Raw genomic sequence first — 21,699 nt, 5'->3', positions numbered from 1 at the left:
TGTCCCACTAAATAGAAGTAAACCACTTTAATAAACTAAAAAAACAAAAAAAAATTTATAGCTTAAGGTCAAATATAGACTAAGGTCTATTTAGCAACACGTTCTTTTATACTTACCGACAAATAATATCCATCTCTAATGTCAGCATTGAAACGTAAACCAAGTTTACTATTAAATGAGTTATGGATACTATTAAAATAAATTACCTAAAAAACAGTGGTGAATTACTAAAATCGATTATCTCCACCAACAATATCACCAAGTGTACCTAGAATACTACCTTCTCCTTTATCTTTTCCTCCTCTTGGTATAGATGCTAGAACTCTACCTGCCAAACGACTAAATGGTAAAGACTGAATGTAGACAGTACCTGGTCCGCGAAGAGTTGCGAAGAATAAACCTTCACCACCGAAAACGGTATTCCGTATTCCGCCAACGAATTCAATATCGTAATCTACTTCTTTGGTAAAACCAACGATACAACCGGTATCTACTTTTAATACTTCACCAGGACCTAATGTCTTTTTAGCTAAAGTTCCACCAGCATGTATGAAAGACATTCCGTCACCTTCTAATTTTTGCATAATGAATCCTTCTCCACCAAAAAGACCACGACCTAGTTTCTTTGAAAACTCAATGCCTACAGATACTCCCTGAGCTGCACATAAAAAGGCATCTTTTTGGCAAATGAAACGACCACCCATTTCAGATAAGTCAATAGGTAGAATTTTACCAGGATACGGAGAAGCAAAACTTACTTGCTTTTTACCCTGACCTATATTTAAAAATGCCGTCATGAACAGACTCTCACCTGTCAACATTCTTTTTCCTGCTGAAAAAATCTTTCCTAAAACACTATTGTCTTGATTGCTACCATCACCAAAAATGGTACTCATTTTAATATCTGTATCCATCATCATAAAGCTCCCAGCCTCGGCAACAACTGCCTCTTGTGGGTCAAGCTCTATTTCAACGTATTGCATTTCTTCCCCAAAAATCTCGTAATCTATCTCGTGTGCGTTCATTTGTGTTTTATATTTGATTGATGCTTATAAGTAGCAAAAGTGGCAACTTTGTTACAAATTACCACTTTACTTTTTTAAACCTAGCTAACTCAAATACTATTGAAAAAGCACTATTCTGCTTTCCTTTTAAATTTTACATGGAGAATATTCTAATAAACCTCCCTATCATTTGTCTTATTCGTGAAGGTATATTTTACCCCTACATTGAAGTAAAAGCTATTAGACATATCAAAATCGTAAATTTCATTATTACTATAATCTTGTATCTGCATACGGTTATATGCAGTGTATCCTCCTTGTGCTGTTGCACTAAATTTTTCCCAAAAATGGACATTATAACCAAGACCTAGTACTACACTTGTTTGCCTAAGTGTACCGCTATAGTCTTCTTTATAGACCTCAACTTCATCATTAATATTACCGGTAAAACCGTTTAAGGTAGCAAAACCTTCAAAATCATGATTATTTGCCAAGGTATACTTAACTCGACTATCTGGCACACCAACCTTATAAGCCCAATTGTCATTCAGTCTTCTAGCATATGTTATTACAGGTATTGGATAGTATAAACCATATTTAATATCATAGGCCGCACCAAAAGTTAACATACTGTTGTTTCTACCGTTATATTTACTTAGGGTAAGCATAGCGTTAAAAAACAAATCTTCAGATGCTATGTTATCATCTCGAAAATTAGAAGATATTTTAGATTCTTGCATTGCAAATATGCTCCAATCGTTTCTTAAATTTCTTTCGTAAGTAAAACGCAAACCAAACGAATTAAAGGTTTCTATTTCTCCAGTTTCAAAAGGTACATCTTCATCTATGTAGTTTAATGTTGTGTTTTGCAAATTACCTCCTACGGTAAATTTTTCTGTATTATTATTAATAATAGGTAAAGCTATGCCCGCTTGCAATCTATAAATGTTAGTAACTTCATCACTTGGCAAAAACTCTGATTGTATATATAAATCATCTGTTTCTTGAGCGTAAGACCAACTTACCATTACCAACATTAAAAAAATCGATACTTTCTTCATATTCTAAACACTAAAAATTATGATTATCAGAATGGACTACCCCACTCTTAAAAGCATAAAAGTGAACATTATCTAAAATATTATCAATCTTAATATATATGTAGAAATAGTATATAGAGCAATGGGTAAATTTAATCTACCAAACAAAATATTTTAGTAAATCTTAAGAAACACCTGAAAACTGGAAGTTTTGGACTTTTTTAAATTCGGAATTATAAAAAGAAAATCAATCAAAATATTGAAAATCATTACATTGTAAAATAAAAATTAATCAATTGCTGATTGCCGTGAGAAGCTCCGCTGGCTTTTGCGACCCAATAAGATATTTTTTACCATTAGTCAGTGTTATTGCGACTACTTCTTTACCCTTTACATTATAAACAGTACCGTACTTCTTAGTTTTTCTGATACCATAACCTACAAAATCATAATTGGTTATTTGATGATTTATTATATGATTTAAACCAATCTCCTTTTTAAAAATAATAAATGACGAATTTTTATTTCCTCATCTATAACCTTAACTGAAAGTTTAGAAAGTAGCATAAATATAACAGTCAAGATATATACTAAAATACCTAGTAAAATATGTAATCGCATTTTTATGGCAAACCAATAAAATGCTGAATCTGATGTCAATTGAGCATAAGTATCAAGTCCGTATTTCAATAATGTTAGGATAATAGGAGCAAGTATAATGAGCCACAACCACCATTATGTAAATTTTTGAGTTTCCTTAAACCGTACGCCTTCTCTCATTTCAACTATTTTTTCACCTTCAATCGAACCGTCCATTCAAAATTAAACGTACTAACCACTACTCCATCTTCATTAACACCAACAGATTTCATCCAAATAGTTTGTCCTTCTCCGGTAGCAATCGTTTTTTCTAAAGCTTCCTTTATTAAATGTCCATCTTCACATTTAAATGTGATTTTACCCGTTGCTTTCTTCGAAAAATTAGCATTATTATTGGCCACCAACATAGATATTTTTTTTCCAGTTGCTTCAATTTGATCGATCATCATAGCTCCAGTAGACAGTTCTGCAGCCATACCCTGTACCGCCCAAAACATTGAATTAAAAGGGTTTTGATTGACCCATCTATGGCGTACGGTGACTATTGCCTTCTTTTTATCTATTTCTCTTAAACGAACCCCGCACCACCATGCAGCTGGTAGTTTTAAAAATGAAAATATGTTGAATTTACTAGCAGTGACCGCCATATTGTATATTTATTTTGATAAAAATAGCCATTATTTACACCATTCTAAAATGTTAAAATATTGTTAAATATTAGTACTATGCGTTACATAGTACCTTTTTTTAGACATATATTTGCATAGGAAGTTAATAGGTAATCAAAGTAATTGGCTTTCGCATAGTATTAAAATCAATCATCATCAGTAACGAATCAATCATGACAGAATCACTAACAAAGCACGAAAGAAACCTCTCTGCATTAATACATGCAAGTACGTTTTCTAAATTCTTTATTCCGTTTGGGAACTTCATCATTCCCTTAGTATTATGGACAGCGAACAAGAAAGAATATGAGTTTGTAGATTATAATGGTAAACAAGCTTTAAACTTTCAAATAAGTATACTACTCTACTCTATTCTTGTAGGTATGGTTAGTATTCCATTTTTCTTAGGCGGATTTTTACCTAACATTTTCGACTTTGATAATTTCGGTTTAGTAAATGTTCACAGTTTCAACAGTATCAACTTCAATTTTGACACCGATGATCTATTTGGTCCGTGGATGGTTCCTGTTGCACTACTAGGTCTTGCACAATCGGCATTATTCATTATCAACATCGTGTATACCATACTGGCTACCATAAAAACAAATGAAGGGGAAGTTTTTGAATATCCTTTCACTATAAAATTTATTAAATAGCATCATCAGCTTACATTATATATTGGGTATTCATCACACCCATAAGAGTTTATTAATCAATCAAAAATCAATCAGGATGTTTATTCATCGAACAAAAAACGAACAGTTAACCTATGCAGACAACAGAGACAATGGAGCAATCCCCCGGGAAAGCGGGACTGCATAAAAAGCAAAAAGAGATTATGAATGTAGAAAATACAAAAGCACAAATGCGTAAAGGGGTTTTGGAGTATTGCATCCTGTCCATTTTAAATGGGCATGATAAATATGCTTCTGAAATCTTAGCTACGCTAAAAGATGCTAAAATGCTTGTAGTGGAAGGTACTATTTATCCGCTACTGACCAGATTAAAGAATGCAGGACTTCTGAACTACCGTTGGGAAGAATCTACTTCTGGACCGCCTAGAAAATACTATACATTAACCGAGACTGGTAAAATATTCCTTAAAGAATTAGATACCACTTGGGACGAATTAAGAAAAGCCACCAACCTGGTAACCAACTCAAAAAACAGCTAATCATGAACAAAACAGTAAATATAAATTTAGCAAACATGCTCTTCCATATAGACGAAGAGGCATACAATATAATGCGTAGGTATTTAGAATCTGTAAAACGTTCTTTTGCCAACACACCGGGCAGCGATGAAATCATTGCCGATATAGAAGCTCGTATTGCCGAACTTTTTCATGACAAATTAGAGAATGAAAGACAGGTTATCACTCAAAAAGAAGTAGATGAAGTTATTGCCATAATGGGGCAACCAGAAGATTATATGGTAGATGAGGACATCTTTGAAGATGAACCTAAAACCAAGTCTGCTTATACTAAAGAAAGAGTAAAAAAATTATATAGAGATACAGAAAAGAAATACGTTGCGGGTGTATCTGCAGGCTTAGCACATTACTTTGGTATTGATCCATTGTGGATTAGATTACTTTGGATTTTCTTGACCATTTTCACATGGGGCGGATTTATCTTCATTTACGGATTACTTTGGATTCTTATTCCTGAAGCTAAAACTACTGCTCAAAAATTAGATATGAGCGGTGAAACGGTCAATATCAGTAATATTGAGCGTAAAGTTAAAGAGGGTTTTGATGACGTAGCGGATCGTGTAAAAAGTGTGGACTATGAAAAAGTAGGCGACACCGTCAAAAAAGGAGGTAAAACAATTTTTGACACCTTTGGTGATATTGTAATGTTCCTATTCAAAATCTTCGGTAAATTCATTGGTATACTTTTGGTTATCATTGGTGCCGCAACATTGATCGGTCTTTTTGTTGGCATGTTCACCGTTGGTATTTTAGATATCATTCATGTACCTGGTATTGACTTTTACAATGTCGTAAACTCTACCAACCTACCTATTTGGGTAGTATCGTTATTGGCATTTTTTGCCATTGGTATTCCGTTTTTCTTCTTAATGTATTTAGGATTAAAGATATTGGTAAACAACTTAAAGTCTATTGGTACGGTTGCTAAATTCTCTTTATTGGGTTTATGGTTGATATCAATTATATGTTTGGTCATATTCGGCATTAGAGAAGCTGCAGCACACGCATATACCGGTAGCACATCTGTAGAAGAGGAGATTACAACAGTAATACCAACTGATACTTTGAACATTAGATTGGTTTCTACAGACGAGTATGACCACGAAAATGATATGAACTTGGGTGATACTTACCTTTCTTACGATGAAGCGGGAAATAAAATTTTAGTTTCTGATGATGTAAGATTTCGTATTCGTAAATCTAAAGATACCCTGGTTCGTGTTCAAGTTAGAAAAGAAGCGGACGGCCCATCTAATAGAGAAGCAAAGGATATCGCCAATCAAATCGTTTATGAATATGAAGTAAGCGGCAATACGATTTCTTTTGATGACTTTTTAACCACACAGGTTCCTAAGTTTAAAGATCAAGAAGTTCGTGTAAACATATTTTTACCTGTAGGTACTATTCTAACTTATGACCAGACAAATTCTAGAGATTGGATTACGACCGTTAATACCGATAGAGATGTTGAAGGTCTAGAAGGCTATATCTGGAAAATGACCGAAAGCGGAGAGCTTGAATGTCTAGACTGCCCTGAATTCATTGAAATGGAAGATGAAGATGACGACAGCTCTAATCGCATCAACATCAACGAAAATGGTATAGACATCAATATTAACGATAATGGTGATAAAGGAAAAATCATCATCAACGAAAATGGAATAGACATTGACGTTAACGATAATGGAGAATCATTTAAAATGAAGTTAGACGAGAACGGTGTAAAGGTTGACACAAATGATAGTATCAATTAATTACAGTTCAGACATCTAAAACAACAATTCAGTATTTAATAGTAGTAAGAGTATAGAAAAACAATCATTTTTACATCATCATAATATATTAATCAATCAAAAAACGAACAATCATGACAACTTTAGTAAGAATAACAGTAGCACTCGTATTAGCCCTATTACTTTCATCTTGTGGCTTTGACATTAACTTCGGCGATTTTGGATCTGGCGAAAAAGGCAACGGTGTAATCGTTGAAGAAACCAGGGAAATTACCGGTGAGTTCACAGAAGTTTCCAGTTCTGAAGGTTTAGAAGTATTTGTTACCCAAGGATCTGATTTTGATATTGCAGTTGAAGCAGATGAAAATATCATTGACTTAATCGGTACCGATATTAAAAACGGAAAATTAAAAATTCACTGTATCGAGAACATTGGTCGTTCTACTAAAAAGATATATGTAACCATGCCAGACGTGACTGGACTTTATGCTTCAAGCGGTTCTCATTTAACTACTGAAAATAAAATTCAGTCAGATAAATTAGAGGTAGATGCAAGTAGCGGTGCCATTATCAATGCAACCGTGCTTGTTACCAATATGGATATAGATGCCAGTAGTGGTGCAAATATCTCTTTAGAAGGTACAGCAAAAGAAGTTTATGTAGACGCAAGTAGCGGAGCAAATATTAGAGCTAAAGACTTAACAACTTTAGTAGCTAATGCAGATGCTAGTAGTGGTGCAAATATTAGCATTGATGTTACGGACAATTTAACAGCTGAAGCTTCTAGTGGCGCTAACATATCATACAAAGGTGACCCTTCTGTTCAAAAGAACAAATCGGTTTCTGGTAGCGTGCACAAATACTAATAATCACATCAATCAATTCAACTTTAAAACCCGCTGAAATATCAGCGGGTTTTCATTTTTTTGTCAATGAACTCATCTTGACTTTTTCTTTTACCTACGAATTATACATTTTGCACCCTAATTTTGTCATTTTTAAGTTCCGTAGCTATGGCTATGCAAATAAAAAAGAACTTCATTAAAGCACAAAAGCCATAATTCTCGGTTCCAAAGAAAAAATCAAGATGAGTTCAATACCTAATCTGTATATTAGTAGTATGCAAGTACACTTAAAGAAATATACATTACCATTAAAACACACCTTCAGTATTTCAAGAGAATCTCATGATTTTCAAGATACTATGATTGCTTCTTTAACTTTAGACGAAAAAACGGGTTATGGTGAGGCAACCTCTAATCCGTATTATAAAATAACTACACAGAGCATGATGGATGAAATCAATGCCATATCCTCTGAAATCGAAGCATTTGAATTCACAAAGCCTGAAGTTTTTCACGCGTTTTTAGTGGGTAAAGGGTTATCTAATTTCGCTATCTGCGCTTTAGACTTGGCTGCTCATGACCTGTATGGAAAATTACTAGGTAAGCCGCTATATGAAATTTGGGGTACCAGTATTGAAAAATACCCTACTACAAATTACACTATTGGTATTGCATCAATTGACGTTATGTTAGCCAAAATGCAGGAGATGCCCTGGCCAATCTATAAAATAAAATTAGGCACTAGCGATGATGTTGCTATTGTTCGCGAATTACGAAAACATACAGATGCTATTTTTAGAATAGATGCTAATTGTGCTTGGACGGCAGAAGAAACTATTTTTAACGCTCCGCTTTTAAAAGATTTGGGAGTGGAATTTTTAGAACAGCCATTAAAAGCAGATGATTGGTCTGGTATGGAAGAGGTTATGCACCATAGTGTATTGCCCGTAATTGCCGATGAAAGTTGTATTGTAGAAAGCGATGTAGAAAAATGTGCGCTTCACTATAGTGGTATTAATATTAAATTGACCAAGTGTGGCGGACTCACCCCTGCCCTACGTATGATAAAAAAGGCTAAGGAATTAGGTATTAGTGTTATGGTTGGTTGCATGACAGAATCTACCGTAGGCATTTCAGCTATAGCGCAGTTGATTCCGCAATTGGTTTATGTAGATATGGACGGTGCTTTGTTATTGAAAAGTGATATTGCAAAGGGAGTTCATATTGAACCTAACGGTAAAGTTATTTTCCCAAAACTTGCCGGTAGCGGTCTACAATTGTTAGATTGATGTTTACGATTGATGAATTTCCTGATAGAACTATTGTCATAAACGGTAAAGAATACCTATACTTTGGTGGTACCTCCTATTTAGGATTACAGACCGATGCTAATTTCCTGTCCATATTCATCAAGAACATTAAAAAATATGGCACAGCCTACAGTGCTTCCCGTAAATCTAATATTAGAATTTCCATCTTCGATGAAGTTGATGCCCACCTAGCAGAAATATCGGGCAGTGAAGGTTGTGTAACCATGTCCTCTGGGTATTTAGCAGGACAATTGGTGTGCAACTACTTCAGTCATCCCGATTACCAATTATACTATGCGCCAAACACGCATTCTGCCTTATACAGAAATCAGCAAGAAATATTTCAAAGTTGGAACGAGCTTGAAAATGCCATTGAAACAAATTCAAACAAAACACCTGTACTCTTTTTAGATAGTATCGATTTTCAAGGGAATAACTATCCGCAGTATAACTTCCTTAAAAACTTAGTATTAAAAAATATAATTCTAGTCGTAGATGATTCTCACGGGATAGGAATTACTGGAGAAAATGGTGGAGGTAGTTTTAAATTTCTACAATCTCTGGCACCGAAAGAACTTTTGGTTTCTTGCTCTTTAGGTAAAGGTTTTGGTATTCAAGCCGGAGCAATATTTGGCAGTAATAATATGATTAATGCGCTAAAAAATACACAGTTTTTTGGTGGTGCAAGTCCGGCAACACCTGCTTCTTTAGCAACATTAAGAGATGCTAGTTCGCTTATAGCAACTAAAAGAATTCAATTGGCGAATAATACGGATCTATTCTTGAAAAACGTATCAAATAGGTCTCTATTTGTCTACGCCGAGGGGCATCCGACCTTTAATTTTCAAAATGAAATCCTTGTCAATTATTTAGAAGATAACGGTATTATAGTGACCAACTTTAGATATCCAACAGAAAATGATTCCCTCATGAGTCGTATAGTTTTAAGCGCTTCTCACACCAATGAAGACATCTTTAAGCTTTGCACTATTCTTAATTTACACTCTTCAAATCCGTATTAATTACTATAATTTATTAATTATCGTTATATTATTCGTAATTATAGTCTGTATTTTTTGTTAAATTCTAATATTTAATTCGTATCTTTTTACTACTCATTCAACTCTTTTATTAACTAACACCTTATCACTATGAAAAAAATTATAGGTTTGGTATTGTTGATGCTTTTATTGGTTTCAGCAGCCTCTACAAATTCTATCAATGAAAACTACATGCACACCATACAAGGAACTTGGGAGCTAGAAAGTTTTTATAATTACGACGGACAAAAAGTTATTGATACCGTACCAACTGCCGATGGATACAGACAGGTTAAAATGTATTATAATGGTAAAATTATGTGGAGCAGATATGTACCTGTTGACAAAATTGGACGATTTGGATATGGAACCTACAATATTACCGACGACAAATTAATAGAAACTCTTGAGTACGGCGACAATGAAATGATACAAGCTATGGATACTATGCGAATTTTCACTTTCGAACTACAGCTAAGCGATGATAGATTCAGTCAAATAAGTTTAGATGAGGAAGGCAACAGAACATTCTCTGAAAACTACGTAAGAATAGATTAATTTAATACTTTAAACAAAAAAATAGCCCATTCTAAAGAATGGGCTATTTTGTATTTTATGCTATACTGATTACTAGTACTTATCTGCAACTGCTTCTTCAACAGAACCAATAGACGCCAAATAGCGTTCTGCATCTAAAGCTGCCATACAACCTGATCCAGCTGCCGTAACCGCTTGTCTGTACTCTTTATCTTGTGCATCTCCACTTGCGAAAACACCTGGTAAATTAGTTTTTGTAGACTTACCTTGTGTAATAAGGTACCCTGTTTCATCCATATCTAATTGACCTTTAAAAATATCGGTATTCGGTTTATGACCAATTGCGATAAATATACCCGTAATAGCTATTTCTTCTTTTTCGCCTGTTTGATTGTTTACCATACGTAAACCTTCAACAACTTGGTCTCCTAAAACTTCGTCTACTTCTGTATTGTAACGTACATCTATATTCTTAATGCTATGCACTCTATGTTGCATTGCTTTGGAAGCTCTCATTTCATCTCTACGTACCAACATTGTTACTTTGTTACAAATGTTAGCCAAGTAAGATGCTTCTTCTGCCGCAGTATCACCCGCACCAACAATAGCTACATCTTGTCCTTTATAGAAAAAGCCGTCACAAACTGCACAAGCAGATACTCCACCGCCACGTAAACGCTGTTCACTAGGTATATTTAAATATTTAGCGGATGCACCTGTAGAAATAATGATAGTTTCAGCTTCTATTTGCTTGTCATTATCTGCAACTACCTTATGTATACCTCCTTTTTCCTTTGAAAACTCTACCGAAGTAATCATACCAATTCTTACTTCCGTACCAAAACGTTCAGCTTGTTGTTGCAATTGTACCATCATCGTAGGTCCGTCAATACCCTCTGGATATCCTGGAAAATTATCTACTTCAGTTGTGGTGGTCAATTGACCCCCTGGCTCCATACCTGTATACATAACAGGTTTTAAATCTGCACGGGCAGCATAAATAGCTGCTGTATAACCTGCAGGACCAGATCCTATAATTAATGTTTTTACACGTTCTATTTTATCAGACATAATATCAAGTGGTTCTATTAAATTCTCTACTACAAAAGTAGGTTTTTGAGCTAAAAACTTACAATATAGTTATCAAAAGTTTTTATACGAATATTAGCTATGAAGATAACTATTTACTATTTTTCGCCTGTTTTTCTAACTTTAAGATAGTATTAAATTAAGAAAAAATGAACTTTCCCCCATTCTTTACGTATGTATAGTAGAACTTATATGAATATTGAATGAAAACCTTTAAATGCGCTATTGTAGAAGACTCTATCACTCAAAGGAAGATTCTAGAACAAATTATCGAGAAAAATAAAAATTTAAATCTAATACACTCCTTTAGTAGTAGTGCCGAAGGCTTAAAAGAGATAAATAGTTCAAAAATCGATTTATTATTTCTGGATATTCAAATGCCAGTGATGAACGGATTTGAATTTTTAGCAGGTTTAACGTATGAACCACAGGTAATTATAACTAGTCACCACCAAGAATATGCCTTAGAAGCATTTGACTATAATGTAACCGATTTTCTACTAAAACCATATACCACAGCACGATTTGATGCTGCCATTACCAAAGCTATCGACAAGGTAAAATCTATAAAAATGAAACAACCAGAAACTAAACTGGTTGTTAAGCATAATCTGAAACAGGTAGAACTAAACGTTCACGGTATTTTATATGTCGAAGCTCTTGGTGATTATGTAAAAGTTGTTACAGATGAACGAAATTATGTAATATTATCTACGATGAATGCCTTTAATAAACGGCTCGGATTAGATAATTTTATAAGAATTCATAAATCTTATATTGTTAATTTGAAAATGGTCGAACGCTACAATCATGAGTTTATAGAAATAAAAAATAAAAAAATTCCTATTAGTCGTGCGCGAATAGTTGAGTTAGATAAGCTACTTAACTACTTTGATTAAACTTAGAATTTACTTATCGCCTACCATATCAATAGTTGCAACTGTTCTAAACCCGGTGTGCTCTAATGAAGAGTCCATACTAGACCCCATTCTGGCAGACACTCGATAACTTGCGCAATATGATTCACTACATAAAAAAGACCCTCCTTTTATCACCCTTTCTTTAGCTAGTTGGTTGGTTGGTGTAAACGGATGTCCCGCTCCCGTAGGGTTGATCAGAACCATATTTTTAGACTTCGTTTCTTTATAGTAATTGGTATTATACCAATCACTCGTCCATTCCCAAACGTTACCCGCCATATCGTACAGTCCGTATGCATTTGGCGGATATGATTTCACCGGCGCACGCAACTCAAAACCATCTGCTATAGTATTTTTCACAGGAAACTCCCCTTCCCAAGTATTTGCTTTTTCCTTTAAAACAGATTCGTCATCTCCCCAGTTATAAATAGTGCCATATGAACCTGCTCTAGATGCCAGCTCCCACTCTGCCTCTGTCGGCAAACGTCTATTTGCCCATTCGCAATATGCCAAAGCATCTTCATAAGATACTTGCACTACGGGGTAATTATCTTTGCCCTTAATACTACTTTTAGGTCCGTTTGGGTGTTTCCAATCCGCACCAATGGTCCAGTTCCACCATTGAGAAAAATCATATAAGTTTGGTACCGACGATTTTGCTTTTTTGAACGTTAACGACCCTGGTTTGAGAATGGAATCGTGAGGTTTTTCGGTACCTGCCGGTACTTGCTTTTTCAACTCTTCCCAATCTATTCCTTTTTCTGCAATCGTAACATAACCCGTTGCTTTTACAAATGCCGCAAATTGTGCGTTTGTTACTTCTGTGGCATCCATAAAAAATCCGTCGACCATAACATCTATGGCCGGTTTTTCATGGTTCATAGCCATTTTATCTGAATTTACGCCCCCTTGTTTAAAAGTTGCCCCAGCAACCCAAACCATACCTTCTGGAGCGGAAACTCCTTCTGGTTGTTCGGTTAATACTATATGCTTAACCGTAGAAGTAGGCTTTTCCACTTTCGCTTTTACTCCTTCTTTTACTACGTTTTTCTTAATTTCTGGCTTACAGTTTACCAAACTTAATAACAGCAAACTCAAGCCTAAAAACTGCACATTTTTATTCATACCCTAAATATACTTTCTACGGTTTAAAATTCTAATCAATAATGCGATTTTAACGTATCGGACTCATTACATAGTCAAATGATAGATTTCAATTTAGAATACTAAATATAGCATTGTAAAAATTTGTATCGCCTAAAGAAATTATGTCCTAATCAATTAACAACCCGTTTTCTAGCAGTGGAATTTGAAAACGTTCGGTCTTTGGCTTGGTATGTTCCCGCTCAAAAATTGTAGCTGCCCTTTTCAAAACTTCAGGATGTTCTTTTGCAATATTGTTCTTTTCGGTAGGATCATTTTTTAAATTGTAGAGTTCTAAGGTTGGTTCCTCGCCATCTTTTAAATGTTGGCGAACCACTTTCCAATCGCCCATTCTTATAGCTATTTGCCCGCCATACTGGGGAAATTCCCAGTATAAGAATTCATGCTCCGCCTGACCTTCTTCCCCCAATAATGTGGGCAAAAAACTAATTCCGTCAGTTGTAGGTTTTTCAAATTCTAACATATCGGTAAAAGTTGCCAACATATCATAATGTGCAGAGGCATGATCACTTGTAGTACCCGGCTTTATTTTGCCTGGCCAGGTAAAAAATGTGGGGACTCTTATTCCGCCTTCATATACAAATCCTTTTCCCTTTCCATATTCAGCATCATAAGGTTTCGCGCTTTCAAAAAATGTTGGATCTGCACCACCGGCATAACTTGGTCCGTTATCTGAAGTAAAAACAATTAAGGTGTTCTCATATATCCCCTCGTCTTTTAATTGCCGCACCAACTTACCAACATTCTCATCAAAATATGAAACCATGGCAGCATAGGCAGCATGCGGAGTCTGGTGTGAAAAATAACCATTACCCTCACCAGACAAATACGGTTCTTCTGGTCCAAATTTCTCTTTGTAATAATCTACCCAGCGTTGTGGTGCTTGTAATGCTACATGCGGAATAGGAGTTGCCCAATACAAGAAAAACGGATTCTCTTTACTATCTGCTACAAAACCGGTAAGCTCTTTAAACATTAAGTCTGGAGCGTAATCTGTAAGCGTATAGTCTTTATAACTATCAGGATTCTTTGGGTCCAAACCTTCTGGGAAAGGTGAACTTGGTGCCACGGTATCATTCTTTAAATGCACGCGATTTCTATTTTTATACAAATGCAACGGATAATAAGTATGTGCTTGTCGTTGGCAATTGAAGCCGTAGAAAAAATCGAACCCCATTTCATTGGGGATGGAATGTGTATGCGGAGCGCCTAGTCCCCATTTTCCAACCAAAGCCGTTTTATAGCCTTCGGCTTTTAAATAATTGGCAATGGTCTTTGTACCTTTTGGAACAGGGCGCTGCCCTTCTAAAGTAGAATCTTTAGCCATAGCTTCATAGCTCCAAACATCACCACGATCGTTCCATTCATCATTACCACGAATAAACGCTTTGCCCGAATGTTTACCTGTAAGAAACATATACCTGGCAGGTGCGCATACGGGTGCACTTGAATAATGCTGGGTAAAAACCATACCCTGTTTTGCCAATGCATCTATATGGGGAGTTTCTATTTTTCCTTGACCAAAAGCACCTATTTCAGCATAACCCAAATCATCAGCCAAAATGTAAATGATATTAGGTTTTTGTGGTTTTGCTTGCTCTAATTTCTTCTCATCATTACAGGATAAAAACGAAACAGCACTAAGAAATAGTAGAAATAGATTTTTCATTTTTTTGATAGGATAGGCTGGTTGTCTTAAAGATACCTATTTTCCTAAAATACCAGAAATCAAACCTTTAAACATTAAGAGTCCCGTATCTATTAACTCATCGGGGAAATCGTAATCGGAATGATGCAAGGCTGATTGATGCTCCCCTGCTCCTATGCCAAAAATGGCACTTTTGTATTTAGATGAAAACCATCCAAAATCTTCTCCAAATTTTAATGACCTCGGATGTTTAACTAACCTAATATGTTGTTGATTCGCTACTTTCCTAATTAATGTTACACACTCGGTGTTATTATCGGAAGCCGGAAAAAATTCAAACCAACCCATTTCCGCTTTTAATTCGTGTTTGCTAGATATAGTACTTACAAGCTGCTTTATTTTTTCTTCTAAAGTTGTCATTACAGCACGGCTCCAAGTGCGTATGGTGTAATGTAGTTCTGCATTTTCAGGAGATATACCATAATTCTTTTCTCCTAAATCAATACAAATGGGAGTTAACAGCGCAAAGTTTTCACTGTTTACATTCGTATCTGCTAAAGCATGTATTTCCTGAACTAATTCAGCTACTGCAATTGCAGGATTCACTCCATTTTCTGGCTCAGAAGCATGGGATTTCTTTCCGGTTAATTGAATGCTGAAGCTTTGTACCGTTGCGGTAAAGTAACCTGATTTTACAATGACAGAATGCATCTTTTCTCCAGGAAGGTTGTGCAGTGCAAAAACATAATCTGGATCGAGGTTTAAAAATCGATCATCTTCTAAAACCTTAGCAGCACCTTTTCCTGTTTCTTCGGCAGGTTGAAAAAGTAATACCACTTTTCCTTTTTTAAACTCAGCCACCGACAACCACTCAGCTAACCCAGCTACTATAGTCATATGACCGTCATGACCACATTTATGCGACACTCCGTAATTATCAGATTTATACTCAAATGTATTCTCTTCAATTATCGGTAAGGCATCTAACTCGCAACGTATAGCAACGATTGGTCCATTTTCTTCAAATTCATAAACAACAGCGACCCCTGCCCCACCAATAGCGCTAATAATTTCCGTAGGGTTATATTCTTTTACAAATTCAATAATACGTTTTGCCGTGTTATGCTCTTTACCTGAAAGCTCAGGGTTTTGGTGTAGTTGTTTTCGAAGCTGAACCAAGGTTTTATTCATAGATTTAAATATACTTATTATAACCAAAAACAAAGGCTGTCAGAGGCTAGTATATTCAATATGAGAAAATTGATTTTTTGAAATTTTTATCTAAACCGGAAAATTAGATTTTCACTGTTCCTATAATTCAAAAAGATCATTAATTCGCCCTATTTTAAAACCTTTATCAAGTACCTTTTGGGTTTCTTCACTATTAGGGTCCAACAACGGATTTGTATGATTGAAATGAATAAAAACTATCTTACTTTTCTCCTTATCATTCAACCCTTTAAACTTCTCTAAACTTTCAACAACAAAGGGATGCGGAATTTCACTGATATCTCTATTATTAATTTCCTTTCCACTATAAAAAGTAGCATCCAAAAATGCATAGTCTACCTTTTGTATTTCTTCAACGATATCTTTTTCCCACTTATCCCATTTATCGATATCAGGAATAAGTAGGGCACTTTTATTCGGACCTTGAATACGATACCCTACCGTTTCTGAATACTCATCTCTGTGCGGTACTAAAAATGGTGTTATCATAATTTCTTGCGACAGTTCAACCGCATTTTGATCAACCATTGCATTAAGAACAACATTTTCTCTTTTTACAAGCTGATCCCATGGTCCATTGTTTAGAAGGAATTCTTCCATTTTAGGCATTACATAAATTGGAGTCGCGCTAGCGTCCATTGCCTCTTTGCCCAAATACATTAAACCGGTATAATGCCCAATGTGGGCATGAGTTAGAAAAATACCATCTACTACTTCATTATCGCTTTTTGATTCATATTGGGTAAGCATTTTCATTTGCTGGGCAATATCTGGAGTAGCATCAAAAAGATAGGTTTTTTGATTGTCGGTATCTATTACACCTAATGAAACTACTCGTCTCTCGGTATCCGGATTTTCAAAAAGTGCTGCACAACACTCTTTTTTGCAACCAATTTGAGGAGAACCAGCATCTTGAACGTTACCTAGAATTACAATGGAGGTATTTTCAACACCACTACTTTCTTCCTGAACAACAGTTTGTTTAGGTGTTGATTTATTAGAACAAGAGAGGAATATCAATAGGATAAAAACTAGAGTGTACTTATTCATTTTTTTATTAAAATCTACCAGCTAGTTAAAGCTTTTGTTGCAATATTTTTTGAAATCAGCTTAGGCTATAAAAGTAATGTATAAGTTAGCATATACTGATAGAATAATTATAAAATCAAAAACTTCTTTAAGCTCATATTTGAGAACATAACACCTATTTAATACTCTTCTAATGCTTGTAAATAAAGCCTATTGAAACTACTACTAGAAAATGGATTCTGACTGGTTACTAAATTTCTATCCTTTACCGCAAAATTTGCTTTCGGTAGACCGCTTTTATATTTAAGACCTAGTTTCTTCAATTGTTTGGCTATTTTTCTATTTGTAGGTTTACCTTTCATTATAAATTTTTCAATAACAAATTCTTCTATGGGAGAAACGGAATTGACCTTGTAGCCTATATACGGGTTTTCGTCCATCGGTATAGCAATTAGTAAGCTTGGAGCGTGACAAATGAGTCCCGTAGGTCTATTATCTTTTGCAAATTGCTTTAGCAAAATCGGTATATATGCATCATACATCAAATCCATCATTAATCCTTGGCCACCAGGTATGAGCAAACCAAAATATTCACTCTCATTTTCAATTGCCTTTTCAAGAGTTATAGGGTTGTTATACGCACTGTCCTTTTTGACAAACGTTAAAGCTTCATTCTTGACTTCTATCTGGTTCTTCCAGTATTTGTCGTTTATACTTTCTTCATCAATTGTAGAAATGAGTCCGTTAGGCGTTGCAAACTCTACCCTATATCCATGCGCAACTACAGATTTGTAAGCCAAGTAAAACTCATTTAAAAAAACACCTGTTTGCCTTTTTTTCTGTCCACTATTAAGCTCTAAAGTATCAGCTGCGCTAAGAACAAACAATACTTTTTTGTTTTGTGAAGCAATTGAAATACTAGCCATAAAAGTCGTTATTAATATTAGTATTTTCATAAAACTATTTGGCTGCAATGATTTCTATTTCTATTAAACAATTAGGTGCTGTAGTCAGAAGTGGTACCGGTACTATAGTACTAGCCGGAAAATTTTTAACTCTCCATTCTTTAGCTGCTACATCAACTAATATTTCTTTTTTATCTGGTGTAAAATCTACAATATAAACCGTCTGCTTTACTACGTCATTTAATGATAATCCCGCAGCATTAAGAGCTGCTTTAACATTAACTACGGCTTTACTTACTTGCTCTTTAAAGTCTTTGGAGATTAATTTGCCGTCACTATCTGAAGCCCATTGACCAGAAAAACAATAGTGTTCTTTTCCTTGTGGTATCTTTACAATATGTGAAAATCCGTTTTGCTGCGGATTAAACAATTCACTAGGATTGATAAAACTGATTTCTTCCTTTTCCATCGTATTCGCTTTTTTAGAGGTTGCATTTTCTGATGCTGTACACGCCAACAAAACGGTTAGCATTAGAATAGAAACTATTCTTTGTGTCATATTTATTATTTAAATGATGAAACAAAGTAAGTACACCCTGTATTGGAATACATTTACATATGTAAAGAAAACTTGCCCAACTTATTTCTGACTTCTAATACGGCTAAGTTGTGTTGGAGTAATACCAAGGTAAGATGCTATTTGGTATTGAGGAATTAGTTGTTCTAATAGTGGATATTCTTTTTGAAATATCGCATATCTTTTATTCGCATCAAGCAGTACTATTTCTACTTCACGTTTTTCTTTGTCTACAAAATAGCCTTCTGCTATCTTTCTCAAAAGCCTTTCCAAATCTTGATGTTGATTTAATAGTGCAGTTATTTTTTTATAGTCACCAATGAGCAATTCACAATCTGTTAGAGCTTGTTGATTTATTTTGTTTGGTTGTTGACTTACCAATGAGGAATACCCTCCAACCATATTATTTTGAACAAAGAAATGTTTGTTATATTCAGAACCTTCATTATTTCTATAAAAGGCTCTAATGACACCCCTTTTAAGAAATCCCACTTTTGTAGCGGTATCACCACTCTTAACAAAATAGTCTCCTTTTTTCAAAGAGTACTCCCTAAAAACACTTTTCACCGCAAGCCAAGTAGACTCTTCAATTGGTGAAATGGTATTAAAAAAGTTGTGTAATTCTTCCAAATTTTGATGTTTTCAAAAATTGTTATCAACGTTTAATGTACGAAACGTAGGACATGTTATAAGCGATACGTTTCGGTTTGGTACTAAGCCAAATATAATATTTTGCTTTTATCTTTTTTTGTTGAGAATGCCAAGTTTTATATTTGGCGACTTTTATAAATAAACACAGACCTTTCGAAAAGCCTAAACCGCCCTATGTTTTTTTATACATTGCTAGTGGTAGTTTTTTTGTTATCACATGCTTTCTCGCTAAGTTGCCAATTTGTTTTAGTGCACCATCTATTTTTTCATTATATGGCTTAGAATAGCTTATTCTAATAAAATTTTTATAATATCCATTTGCTGAAAAAATTTCGCCTGGAGTAATTAGAATTTTTTCTTTCAACACTTTTCTATAAAATTCGTAACCATCAAAAGACGCTGAAAATTCTATCCAAAAAACATATCCACCCTTCGGAATTTCAATATTAATTTCAGAAGGAAAGTAATTTAAAATTGCATTTCCATATTTTAACATATTCAAATGCAGCTGTTTTCTAAGATTTTTTAAATTCAAGTCAAAACGACCTGTTTTCATAAAATCTACTAAAGCTGCTTGTGTAATACTATTTGTGCTTAAAGATAATAGGCGTTTTTGCTTAGCAAATTCTTGTGATTTTCGTCCAGTTATACAATACCCAATTCTAAATCCGGGAGCTAGAGTTTTTGAAAAGGAAGAACAATAATAGACAATACCTTCTGTATCAAACTGCTTTAAAGTAGTTGGCTTATTCTTTTCAAAATATAGATCGCCATAAACATCATCTTCTATAATATTAATGTTATTTTGTGTTGCTATAGATACAATTTTTTGTTTGGCAGAAGTATCTAAGGTTGCCCCGGTAGGGTTGTGGAAATTAGAAGTGATTAAACATAAAGAAATTTTCTTCTCAATTAATACCTGTTCAAAAGCTTTACTGTCAAAATTCAATGATTGGTTAAAGTCATATGTATGTATATTAACATTCTTGTTTTTTAATAATGAAATGATATTATAATAACTAGAGTCTGCTATTAGAATATTATCTCCGTTTTCAGTTAAAATATTTATACATATTCCAATCGCTTCTAAACAACCAGCTGTAATTACTACATCATCAACTGGGTTGACTTTACTTCCTCTAATGGTTTGCAATATTATTTGCTTGCGCAATTCAATAGAACCAATGGGATTTTCATATGGAATTAAATTATACTTTTCGTGTAAAATAGAAGTTTGTAGCGATTTATATAATTTCTTTATGGGTAGCATTTCTACTGAGGGAGTTGCGGAGCTAAAATCGACCTTAATATCACCTAATTTTGAGCGTTCCATTTCCTCTATCATTTCATCTACATTTTTTGCCTTTGTAGCTGAATTTTTAGTGCTAGTGACTTTTTCATTTAAGTGTTTTACTTTTTTTAATTGCGTTGCACTTAAACTTACATAGTAACCCGATTTATTTCTGGCTTCTATTAAACCTTTAGCTTCAAGTTCGTAGTAGGCTTTGAATACAGTAGATGGACTCACCGCAAATTCATTACAGGCTGCTCTTACAGAGGGTAATTTATGACCAACTTCAAATATTCCACGATGAATTTTTTCTTCAATGGATTGTGCTATTTTTTCAAACTTAAAATTATTCATAACAGTAAATCTGATATGGTGTAAATATAAAAATCTGAATCTGTTTTTTTCTATTTAAAAGTTAGAATTTTGGCACTTAATTTAAACTTTAATACACATGAATAGAATAGCTTTTATAACAGGTGCATCATCAGGTATTGGTATGGCGACTGCCAATATTTTTGCAAAGAATAATATAGACTTAATTATTTGTGGTCGAAGCAGAGAAAAACTAGAACAATTAGCATCGACACTTAGCGAGCATGTAAAAGTACATGTCTTATGTTTTGATGTTCAAAATTTTGAAGAAACAAAAGATAACATCGATAGCTTACCTGAATATTTTAAGAATGTAGACATTTTAGTAAATAATGCAGGTGGAGCTCATGGTTTGTGTAGCTTTATTAATAGTGAAATAATTGATTTAGAAAAAACAATTGATTCCAATGTAAAAGGACTACTCTATATTTCAAAATTGATAATTCCGTATATGATTTCCAATAATAAAGGTCAAATAATTAATATGAGTTCGATTGCAGGAAAACAAGCATATCAGAACGGAATGGTTTATTGTGCTTCCAAAGCTGCTGTAGAATCAATTAGTAATAGCATGCGTTTAGAACTTGTTCCATTTGGGATAAAAGTTACAAATATAGCTCCAGGAGCGGTGAATACAGAATTTTCATTAACCCGTTTTAAAGGAGATAAAAAAAGGGCGGTTGCTGTTTATAAAAATTACCAACCCTTAGTTGCCGAAGATATAGCAAAATCTATTTTTTATTGTATTGATTTACCGAAACATGTTCAAATTGCCGATATGACCATTTTTCCTTCAGCGCAAAGCGCTGCAACAACAATTTATAAAAGTTAGA

21 protein-coding genes are annotated in these 21,699 nt (G+C 34.4%); 9 read left to right on the top strand and 12 right to left on the bottom strand.

What is annotated here, in order from left to right; all coding sequences use genetic code 11:
• Window positions 1-227 precede the first annotated feature (227 nt).
• The 3 genes from ACJJVP_RS12375 to ACJJVP_RS12365 form a co-directional block, all read right to left on the bottom strand.
• On the bottom strand, window positions 228-1,025 hold the full coding sequence (locus ACJJVP_RS12375; RefSeq protein WP_405414066.1) for a TIGR00266 family protein: 798 nt from the start codon (window positions 1,023-1,025) through the stop codon (window positions 228-230).
• A gap of 149 nt (window positions 1,026-1,174) precedes the next feature.
• A complete protein-coding gene (locus ACJJVP_RS12370) occupies window positions 1,175-2,065 on the bottom strand; it encodes a DUF6268 family outer membrane beta-barrel protein (protein WP_405414065.1) in 891 nt (296 codons plus the stop codon).
• 764 nt (window positions 2,066-2,829) lie between these two features.
• Window positions 2,830-3,291, bottom strand: coding sequence for a DUF4442 domain-containing protein (locus tag ACJJVP_RS12365; RefSeq protein WP_405414063.1), 462 nt, complete (start codon window positions 3,289-3,291; stop codon window positions 2,830-2,832).
• Between the two features lie 194 nt (window positions 3,292-3,485).
• On the opposite strand from ACJJVP_RS12365, the gene ACJJVP_RS12360 reads away from it, so the two are divergent.
• The 7 genes from ACJJVP_RS12360 (at window position 3,486) to ACJJVP_RS12330 (ending at window position 10,011) form a co-directional block, all read left to right on the top strand.
• Window positions 3,486-3,968, top strand: a complete 483-nt coding sequence (locus tag ACJJVP_RS12360; protein ID WP_405414062.1) for a DUF4870 domain-containing protein — start codon at window positions 3,486-3,488, stop codon at window positions 3,966-3,968.
• A 182-nt stretch (window positions 3,969-4,150) separates the two neighbouring features.
• A complete protein-coding gene (locus ACJJVP_RS12355; protein WP_036158368.1) occupies window positions 4,151-4,486 on the top strand; it encodes a PadR family transcriptional regulator in 336 nt (111 codons plus the stop codon).
• 2 nt (window positions 4,487-4,488) lie between these two features.
• A complete protein-coding gene (locus tag ACJJVP_RS12350; RefSeq protein WP_405414060.1) occupies window positions 4,489-6,279 on the top strand; it encodes a PspC domain-containing protein in 1,791 nt (596 codons plus the stop codon).
• 113 nt (window positions 6,280-6,392) lie between these two features.
• Window positions 6,393-7,124, top strand: coding sequence for a head GIN domain-containing protein (locus ACJJVP_RS12345; protein ID WP_405414058.1), 732 nt, complete (start codon window positions 6,393-6,395; stop codon window positions 7,122-7,124).
• 254 nt (window positions 7,125-7,378) lie between these two features.
• Window positions 7,379-8,392, top strand: coding sequence for a dipeptide epimerase (locus ACJJVP_RS12340; protein WP_405416189.1), 1,014 nt, complete (start codon window positions 7,379-7,381; stop codon window positions 8,390-8,392).
• A complete protein-coding gene (locus ACJJVP_RS12335; protein WP_405414056.1) occupies window positions 8,392-9,435 on the top strand; it encodes an aminotransferase class I/II-fold pyridoxal phosphate-dependent enzyme in 1,044 nt (347 codons plus the stop codon). The genes ACJJVP_RS12340 and ACJJVP_RS12335 overlap by 1 nt, the downstream gene beginning before the upstream one ends.
• Window positions 9,436-9,564: 129 nt before the next feature.
• Window positions 9,565-10,011, top strand: a complete 447-nt coding sequence (locus tag ACJJVP_RS12330; protein WP_405414055.1) for a hypothetical protein — start codon at window positions 9,565-9,567, stop codon at window positions 10,009-10,011.
• A 72-nt stretch (window positions 10,012-10,083) separates the two neighbouring features.
• On the opposite strand, the gene trxB is transcribed toward ACJJVP_RS12330, so the two are convergent.
• Window positions 10,084-11,061, bottom strand: coding sequence for a thioredoxin-disulfide reductase (trxB, locus tag ACJJVP_RS12325; protein ID WP_405414053.1), 978 nt, complete (start codon window positions 11,059-11,061; stop codon window positions 10,084-10,086).
• A 221-nt stretch (window positions 11,062-11,282) separates the two neighbouring features.
• On the opposite strand from trxB, the gene ACJJVP_RS12320 reads away from it, so the two are divergent.
• Entirely contained in the window at window positions 11,283-11,978 is a 696-nt protein-coding gene (locus ACJJVP_RS12320) for a LytR/AlgR family response regulator transcription factor (protein ID WP_405414051.1), read from the top strand.
• 9 nt (window positions 11,979-11,987) lie between these two features.
• Here the strand turns inward: ACJJVP_RS12320 and ACJJVP_RS12315 are convergent, their stop codons facing one another.
• The 8 genes from ACJJVP_RS12315 to ACJJVP_RS12280 all read right to left on the bottom strand — a co-directional run bounded on the left by ACJJVP_RS12315 (window position 11,988) and on the right by ACJJVP_RS12280 (window position 20,848).
• Entirely contained in the window at window positions 11,988-13,124 is a 1,137-nt protein-coding gene (locus ACJJVP_RS12315; protein WP_405414050.1) for a formylglycine-generating enzyme family protein, read from the bottom strand.
• A gap of 148 nt (window positions 13,125-13,272) precedes the next feature.
• Window positions 13,273-14,832 (bottom strand): arylsulfatase, encoded by a 1,560-nt coding sequence (locus ACJJVP_RS12310; protein WP_405414048.1) that lies wholly within the window; start codon window positions 14,830-14,832, stop codon window positions 13,273-13,275.
• A 36-nt stretch (window positions 14,833-14,868) separates the two neighbouring features.
• Window positions 14,869-16,002, bottom strand: a complete 1,134-nt coding sequence (locus ACJJVP_RS12305) for an amidohydrolase (protein WP_405414046.1) — start codon at window positions 16,000-16,002, stop codon at window positions 14,869-14,871.
• A gap of 120 nt (window positions 16,003-16,122) precedes the next feature.
• Complete coding sequence (locus tag ACJJVP_RS12300; protein ID WP_405414045.1) at window positions 16,123-17,091, bottom strand: MBL fold metallo-hydrolase; 969 nt, start codon at window positions 17,089-17,091, stop codon at window positions 16,123-16,125.
• A gap of 158 nt (window positions 17,092-17,249) precedes the next feature.
• Window positions 17,250-18,026 carry a DJ-1/PfpI family protein gene (locus tag ACJJVP_RS12295; protein ID WP_405414044.1) on the bottom strand — a complete coding sequence of 259 codons (777 nt, stop codon included), beginning with the start codon at window positions 18,024-18,026 and terminating at the stop codon, window positions 17,250-17,252.
• Window positions 18,027-18,030: 4 nt separating this feature from the next.
• Window positions 18,031-18,534, bottom strand: a complete 504-nt coding sequence (locus ACJJVP_RS12290) for a RidA family protein (RefSeq protein ID WP_405414043.1) — start codon at window positions 18,532-18,534, stop codon at window positions 18,031-18,033.
• 81 nt (window positions 18,535-18,615) lie between these two features.
• Window positions 18,616-19,182, bottom strand: coding sequence for a Crp/Fnr family transcriptional regulator (locus ACJJVP_RS12285; RefSeq protein WP_405414042.1), 567 nt, complete (start codon window positions 19,180-19,182; stop codon window positions 18,616-18,618).
• Window positions 19,183-19,375: 193 nt separating this feature from the next.
• Window positions 19,376-20,848 (bottom strand): PLP-dependent aminotransferase family protein, encoded by a 1,473-nt coding sequence (locus tag ACJJVP_RS12280; protein WP_405414040.1) that lies wholly within the window; start codon window positions 20,846-20,848, stop codon window positions 19,376-19,378.
• Window positions 20,849-20,945: 97 nt separating this feature from the next.
• On the opposite strand from ACJJVP_RS12280, the gene ACJJVP_RS12275 reads away from it, so the two are divergent.
• Window positions 20,946-21,698 carry an SDR family NAD(P)-dependent oxidoreductase gene (locus ACJJVP_RS12275; RefSeq protein ID WP_405414038.1) on the top strand — a complete coding sequence of 251 codons (753 nt, stop codon included), beginning with the start codon at window positions 20,946-20,948 and terminating at the stop codon, window positions 21,696-21,698.
• Window position 21,699: the final 1 nt, after the last annotated feature.

The organism is Maribacter sp. Asnod1-A12 (genome assembly GCF_045063735.1).
In the GTDB taxonomy this organism is placed as follows: domain Bacteria; phylum Bacteroidota; class Bacteroidia; order Flavobacteriales; family Flavobacteriaceae; genus Maribacter.
Note: the sequence above shows the minus strand (reverse complement) of the source record. Positions and strands in the feature narration are given on the sequence as shown.

Coding starts and splice junctions, on each gene's coding strand:
- ACJJVP_RS12310 (WP_405414048.1), bottom strand. CDS start 14,832: ATGAAAAATCTATTTCTACTATTTCTTAGTGCTGTTTCGTTTTTATCC.
- ACJJVP_RS12370 (WP_405414065.1), bottom strand. CDS start 2,065: ATGAAGAAAGTATCGATTTTTTTAATGTTGGTAATGGTAAGTTGGTCT.
- ACJJVP_RS12330 (WP_405414055.1), top strand. CDS start 9,565: ATGAAAAAAATTATAGGTTTGGTATTGTTGATGCTTTTATTGGTTTCA.
- ACJJVP_RS12315 (WP_405414050.1), bottom strand. CDS start 13,124: ATGAATAAAAATGTGCAGTTTTTAGGCTTGAGTTTGCTGTTATTAAGT.
- ACJJVP_RS12280 (WP_405414040.1), bottom strand. CDS start 20,848: ATGAATAATTTTAAGTTTGAAAAAATAGCACAATCCATTGAAGAAAAA.
- ACJJVP_RS12275 (WP_405414038.1), top strand. CDS start 20,946: ATGAATAGAATAGCTTTTATAACAGGTGCATCATCAGGTATTGGTATG.
- ACJJVP_RS12355 (WP_036158368.1), top strand. CDS start 4,151: ATGAATGTAGAAAATACAAAAGCACAAATGCGTAAAGGGGTTTTGGAG.
- ACJJVP_RS12290 (WP_405414043.1), bottom strand. CDS start 18,534: ATGACACAAAGAATAGTTTCTATTCTAATGCTAACCGTTTTGTTGGCG.
- ACJJVP_RS12305 (WP_405414046.1), bottom strand. CDS start 16,002: ATGAATAAAACCTTGGTTCAGCTTCGAAAACAACTACACCAAAACCCT.
- ACJJVP_RS12320 (WP_405414051.1), top strand. CDS start 11,283: ATGAAAACCTTTAAATGCGCTATTGTAGAAGACTCTATCACTCAAAGG.
- ACJJVP_RS12350 (WP_405414060.1), top strand. CDS start 4,489: ATGAACAAAACAGTAAATATAAATTTAGCAAACATGCTCTTCCATATA.
- ACJJVP_RS12375 (WP_405414066.1), bottom strand. CDS start 1,025: ATGAACGCACACGAGATAGATTACGAGATTTTTGGGGAAGAAATGCAA.
- trxB (WP_405414053.1), bottom strand. CDS start 11,061: ATGTCTGATAAAATAGAACGTGTAAAAACATTAATTATAGGATCTGGT.
- ACJJVP_RS12295 (WP_405414044.1), bottom strand. CDS start 18,026: ATGAAAATACTAATATTAATAACGACTTTTATGGCTAGTATTTCAATT.
- ACJJVP_RS12345 (WP_405414058.1), top strand. CDS start 6,393: ATGACAACTTTAGTAAGAATAACAGTAGCACTCGTATTAGCCCTATTA.
- ACJJVP_RS12300 (WP_405414045.1), bottom strand. CDS start 17,091: ATGAATAAGTACACTCTAGTTTTTATCCTATTGATATTCCTCTCTTGT.
- ACJJVP_RS12335 (WP_405414056.1), top strand. CDS start 8,392: ATGTTTACGATTGATGAATTTCCTGATAGAACTATTGTCATAAACGGT.
- ACJJVP_RS12365 (WP_405414063.1), bottom strand. CDS start 3,291: ATGGCGGTCACTGCTAGTAAATTCAACATATTTTCATTTTTAAAACTA.
- ACJJVP_RS12340 (WP_405416189.1), top strand. CDS start 7,379: ATGCAAGTACACTTAAAGAAATATACATTACCATTAAAACACACCTTC.
- ACJJVP_RS12360 (WP_405414062.1), top strand. CDS start 3,486: ATGACAGAATCACTAACAAAGCACGAAAGAAACCTCTCTGCATTAATA.